A 4,941-nucleotide genomic window follows, 5' to 3' on the forward strand; every position below is an offset into this window, starting at 1 on the left:
CTACGGCACCGGCCGCCAGCGCCGCAAGGCGGACTGACGGCCGGTGCCGGGGGCGGCGAACGGGCTGGGCGCGGGTGCGCTCAGCCCTTCGGCGCGGAGGGCGGCGATCCGGCCGGTGCGGAGGGCCGGGATGGCTGGCGGGACGGCTCGGACAGCGCCCGGACGGCCGTGACCAGCGGGGCCAGCTCGGGGCGCAGTTCGGCGCTGTCGAGCGCCTCGGCGAGGGCCCGGTCGTTGGTGGGGCGGGCCTCGGCGAGCAGGGCGAGGCCGGCCGGGGTCACGTTGGTGTAGATGCCGCGCCGGTCGGTGGGGCACAGGTAGCGGGCGAGCAGCCCGCGGTCCTCCAGCCGGGTGACCAGGCGGGTGGTGGCGCTCTGGCTGAGCACGACCGCGTCCGCGAGCTGGTTCATCCGGAAGTGGCCGCCGTCGCCGTCGTGCTGGTCGGAGAGCACGTCCAGCACGGAGAACTCGCGGACGCTGAGCTCGTGCCCGGCCTGCAGGGCGCGCTCGACGTGCGCCTCGATCCGGCCGTGCAGGGCGGTCAGGGCGCACCAGCCGTGGGCCAGTCCTGGATCCGGTCGGGTCATGGCCGCGGGCTCCCTTCGTCGGCGTCCTCGCGCTGGTACCGGTGACAAGCTTATGCGAGGTGCGCAAATTCCCGCGCCTGCAAGTATCGGTGCGGGTCGTCGGGGCGGGTCGTCGGGGCGGGTTGTCGGTGCGGGTTGTCGGTGCGGGTCGTCGGGGCGGGTTGTCGGTGTGGGCGGAGCGGCCGTACGGGACGTGAGGGGAGCCGGGATGGAGCGGGGCGAGCGGCTGGACGCGCAGGAGGCGGCGCTGGACGCGCTGCTGGCGGTGCTCGGGCTGGAGGTCCGGGTCGAGCCGGACGAGCGGGTCGCCGCGCTGGCCGTCCGGGCCCCCGGCTACGAGCAGTACCACCGGATCGGCCACAAGCGGCAGGCCGCGTACCGGCACCTGGCCGCGGACCGGGCGGCCGTCCGGGACCACTACCGGGCGGTGCTGGACGCGCTGCTGGCCGACGACGACCTCTCCTCGCCGCGCTGGCTGGCCCAGGTGCTCGCGGTCGGGGGCGGGAGCCGGCGGCTCCAGGAGGAACTGCTCACCGCGCTGGAGGACGGCGGGCCGCTGCGGCAGGCGTGCGCGGTCGGCGCCTGGCGGTGGGCGGACGCCCCGTCCGGGGAGCTGGAGCGGCGGTTCCGGGCGGCGCGCCGGGAAGCGGCCCGGAATGCCGCCGACCCGTGGGTGCGCGAACGGCTGGCGGAACGGTCCATTGACCCGAAAGGGTGACGGCGTGTTAGTTTCTTTGCCGTCAGATGACCTTTCCATGACCGTCCCGTGGCGTCCAGGCGGCCCGATTCCCGGCCCGCCGGGATTCCGCGCCCCTCCGGGAGGACCACCCGTGCTCGACCGGGACCGGCAGGCCGCAGCCCCCTTCCTGGCCCCCGGCGAACACCTGCGGGCCGCCGCGACCGTCTCGCTCGCCCCCGGCATCCCGCACCCCCCGCCGCAGCTCCTGCCGCCGCGCCGACCCGGCGACCTGGAACGGAAGTTGACCCGCCCGGTCGGTGTGCTCCGCCGGGTCTACGCGGTCCTCAACCCGGTCTCCGCGGCCGCCGGGGCGGTCGGTGACCGGATGGCCGACGCGGTGCCTGACGCGGCCTGGCACGGCCGCGGCATGGACGGCGACTGGACCTCCGCGGCCGGCCGGTTCGTCGTCCGCTGGCACGAGGACGGCACCAGGGGCAGCTGCCTGCTCGCCCTCACCGACCGGCGGCTGCTGCTGCTCGCCGACCGCGCCAAACCCTGGCAGCTCGACCCCGCGTACGCCCCGCACCTGGAGCTGCCCCGGCACGAGATCGCCGCGCTCCGCCGCAACCCCAAGGGCGTGCTCCAGCGCGGCCGGATCGACCTGCACTTCCCGGACGGCTCCTGGGCCGGGCTCACCACCCCGCTGCCCGCCACCGCGGACGAGGTCGCCGCCGCGTTCTGACGGCCGGCGGGCGGTGGGCGGCCGGCAAGGGAGCGGGCGGGCAGGGCGCGGTGCCGGTCAGACCCGTTGCGGTTCGGCTGCCTCCGCCAGGGCGTGCAGGCGGTCGGCGGTGGCGCTGTCGCGCGGGGCCAGCACCACCAGGCGCAGGTCGTCCGGCGCGCCCAGCACCACCTGGTCCAGCCGCAGCAGGCCCACCGTCTCGTGCCGCAGGTCCTTCTCGGTGCCGACCCGTTCGCGCACCCGGTGCTCCTCCAGCCACCGGTCGGCCTCCGGGAACGCCGCCCGCAGGCGCCCGATCAGCGCGGCCAGCCGGGCCGCCGCCGGATCGCCGTCGCCGCCGCGCTCCGCGTACGCCGCGCGCAGCTCGGCCAGGGTGCGGCGGGCGTGGTGCTCCCAGTCGACCACCCGGCGGCGGTTCTCCTCGTGCGCGAACGCCACCCAGGCCAGGTTGCGCTGCTCCGGCGGCACCCGGGAGAAGTCGAACACGGCGTCCGCCGGGCGGTTCCACGCCCGCACCTCCCAGTCCGGATCGGTCAGGAACGCCGGGGCCGGGGCCTGCGCGTGCACCAGCCGCAGCAGCGCCGGAGCCACCTCCAGGTCCGCCGTGCCCGGCGCCGGCCGCGGCGGCTGCCCCGCCAGCCGGAACAGGTAGGCGGTCTCCGCCGCGTCCAGCCGCAGCGTCCGCGCCAGCGCGCCCAGCACCTCCGGCGACGGGTTGATCTCCCGGCCCTGCTCCAGCCACGTGTACCAGGTCACCCCCACGCCCGCGAGCAGCGCCACCTCCTCCCGGCGCAGCCCCGGCGTCCGCCGCCGCACCCCCGGCGCCATCCCGACCTGCTCCGGCGACAGCGCCGCGCGCCGCGCCCGCAGGAACCCCGCCAGCGAATCCCGCCGGAACTCCGACCCCGTCACGTCCCGTCCCCTCCGTCCGCGCTGCCTGTCACTGCCGCTACCAGTATCCGCACGCACTGCCGGGCCCCGGCGGGCGGCGGGAGGGTGGAGGCGTCCGGCGGGAGGGCCGCCGGGAGAAGAGGAGCAGCAGCATGAGCATCCGTCAGGTCCTGGCCGCGGCGGGCGTGGTGGCGGCACTGGTCACCGGGGCGGCGGCACCCGCCGGGGCGGCGGACGGGGCCCCGGGGGCGGCCGGGCACGGGCACGGGCACGGGCCCGCGGTGCTGGTCGGGCACGGGCCCGCGGCCACCCCCGAGGGCGCCACCTGGGACGCCGCGCACCACCGCTTCCTGGTCGGCTCGATGGTGCACGGCACCGTCTCCGAGGTCCGCCCCGACGGGACGCTGCGCACCCTGGTCGACGACCCCGCGCACCTGATCAGCGTCATCGGCCTGCACGCCGACCCCGCCCGCGGCCGGGTCCTGGTCGCGGGCGGCGACCTGGGCGCGGGCGAACGCAGCACCCCCGCGAGCGCCTCGCACACCGCCGTCCTCGGCGCGTACGACCTGCGCACCGGGCGCGCCCTCTTCCGCACCGACCTGGCCGCGGTGGCCGCCGACGGCGGGACGCACCTGGCCAACGACGTCGCCTACGCGCCCGACGGCACCGCGTACGTCACCGACACCCTCGCGCCGGTCGTCTACCGCGTCGCGCCGGACGGCACCGCCACCGTCCTGGTCCGCGACCAGCGGCTCGCCGCGCCCCCCGGGGGCATCGGCCTCAACGGCATCGTCTGGCGGGACGGCGTCCTGGTCGTCGGCAAGACCGACGACGCCACGCTGTGGCGCATCCCCGTCGACCGCCCCGCCGCGCTGTCGCGGATCGAGGTGCGCGGCGCGGACGGCCGACTGGTCGGCCTGGACGGCATGCTGGGCCGCCCCGACGGCTCGGTGCTCGCCGTCACCAACCACCTCGGCGACGGCGGCCGGGACGCCGAACTGACGCTCCGCTCCGCCGACGGCTGGCGCAGCGCCGCGCTCACCGCCGCCCGCCCGCTGCCCGACACCGACCCCACCGCGATCACCGCCGGGCCGGGCGGCGGCGTCTACACCCTCAGCGGACGGCTCGACCTGCTGTTCGCGGGCACCCCCGGGGAGGAGTTCACCCTGCGCCGGGTCAGCTGACCGGGCGGGGACGGCCGTCGGCCCGGCCCCCCGGGGCGTCAGGCGGTGTGGGCCGCCGGGGCGGCGAGCTCGCGGGCGGCCTCGGCGTGGCGGGCCAGGACCAGGCGGGCCAGCTCGGGGGCCGCGCCGAGGACCGGGGCGAGGTGGTCGGCGCGGTGCTCGGCGGCGGCGGTGGCGATTCGGTCCGGGAGCAGGCCGGGGGCCAGCAGGTACGGGGCGACGGCGGTGGTGCGGACGGCCGGGGCGGCGCGCAGGGCGGCGAGGGCGTCGGCGACGGTGGGCGGGGCGGCGGAGGCGTGCGCGGTGGCGACGGCCGCCCAGCCGCGGGTGCGGCGCCACTCGGCGGCCACCGCGCGGGTGGTGGCGTTGGCGGCCGGGTCGGAGGAGCCGGCCGCGGCCAGGACGACGCCGGTGCGGGCCCGGACGGCCGGGTCCGCCACGTCCAGACCGGAATCGGCCAGGCGGCGGTCCAGGGCGTCCAGGAGCAGCGGGGAGGGGCCGAGGACGTCCGCGACCGGGATCGCCGAACCGGCGGCGCGCAGGGCGGCCGGGATGTCGTGCTTGGCGTGGAAGGCGCGGTTCAGGAGGAGGGGCACCGCGATCGCGCCGGCCAGCCGCGGGGCGACCTGGGCGATCCGCGGCGCGCAGTGGTCCAGGTAGGCGGTGGTGACCGGTAGTGCGGGCGCGAGGGCGCGGACGGCCTCGGCGAGCGCCTCGACGGTCGCGGCGTGGCGCGGGTCGCGGGAGCCGTGCGCGAGCAGCAGCAGCGGGGGGAGGGGCGCACCCGCAGCGGCGGGCGGCGTCCGGCGTGCGGGGGGCGCGTCCGGCTGCGGGAGGTCGCCTTCCGTGGCGCGCGGT

Annotated in this window: 6 protein-coding genes; 3 read left to right on the forward strand and 3 right to left on the reverse strand. The window is 78.4% G+C overall.

Going from position 1 to position 4,941, the window contains the following annotated elements; translation table 11 throughout:
* Positions 1–80 precede the first annotated feature (80 nt).
* Positions 81–587 (reverse strand): MarR family winged helix-turn-helix transcriptional regulator, encoded by a 507-nt coding sequence (locus tag ACFUEL_RS35085; protein WP_380241526.1) that lies wholly within the window; start codon positions 585–587, stop codon positions 81–83.
* 208 nt (positions 588–795) lie between these two features.
* On the opposite strand from ACFUEL_RS35085, the gene ACFUEL_RS35090 reads away from it, so the two are divergent.
* Both ACFUEL_RS35090 and ACFUEL_RS35095 read left to right on the forward strand, forming a co-directional pair.
* Positions 796–1,305: a hypothetical protein gene (locus ACFUEL_RS35090; RefSeq protein ID WP_380241528.1), complete on the forward strand. Its 510-nt coding sequence runs from the start codon at positions 796–798 to the stop codon at positions 1,303–1,305.
* 112 nt (positions 1,306–1,417) lie between these two features.
* On the forward strand, positions 1,418–2,008 hold the full coding sequence (locus ACFUEL_RS35095; RefSeq protein WP_380241529.1) for a hypothetical protein: 591 nt from the start codon (positions 1,418–1,420) through the stop codon (positions 2,006–2,008).
* 57 nt (positions 2,009–2,065) lie between these two features.
* Here the strand turns inward: ACFUEL_RS35095 and ACFUEL_RS35100 are convergent, their stop codons facing one another.
* Positions 2,066–2,920 carry a helix-turn-helix transcriptional regulator gene (locus ACFUEL_RS35100; protein ID WP_380241531.1) on the reverse strand — a complete coding sequence of 285 codons (855 nt, stop codon included), beginning with the start codon at positions 2,918–2,920 and terminating at the stop codon, positions 2,066–2,068.
* A 131-nt stretch (positions 2,921–3,051) separates the two neighbouring features.
* Here ACFUEL_RS35100 and ACFUEL_RS35105 point away from each other — a divergent pair, with 131 nt between their 5' ends.
* A complete protein-coding gene (locus tag ACFUEL_RS35105) occupies positions 3,052–4,083 on the forward strand; it encodes a hypothetical protein (RefSeq protein WP_380241533.1) in 1,032 nt (343 codons plus the stop codon).
* Between the two features lie 38 nt (positions 4,084–4,121).
* On the opposite strand, the gene ACFUEL_RS35110 is transcribed toward ACFUEL_RS35105, so the two are convergent.
* Positions 4,122–4,850, reverse strand: a complete 729-nt coding sequence (locus ACFUEL_RS35110; protein ID WP_380241535.1) for a sirohydrochlorin chelatase — start codon at positions 4,848–4,850, stop codon at positions 4,122–4,124.
* Positions 4,851–4,941 lie beyond the last annotated feature (91 nt).

Source organism: Kitasatospora sp. NPDC057198 (genome assembly GCF_042670125.1).
In the GTDB taxonomy this organism is placed as follows: Bacteria; Actinomycetota; Actinomycetes; order Streptomycetales; family Streptomycetaceae; genus Kitasatospora.

Coding starts and splice junctions, on each gene's coding strand:
- ACFUEL_RS35085 (WP_380241526.1), bottom strand. CDS start 587: ATGACCCGACCGGATCCAGGACTGGCCCACGGCTGGTGCGCCCTGACC.
- ACFUEL_RS35090 (WP_380241528.1), top strand. CDS start 796: ATGGAGCGGGGCGAGCGGCTGGACGCGCAGGAGGCGGCGCTGGACGCG.
- ACFUEL_RS35105 (WP_380241533.1), top strand. CDS start 3,052: ATGAGCATCCGTCAGGTCCTGGCCGCGGCGGGCGTGGTGGCGGCACTG.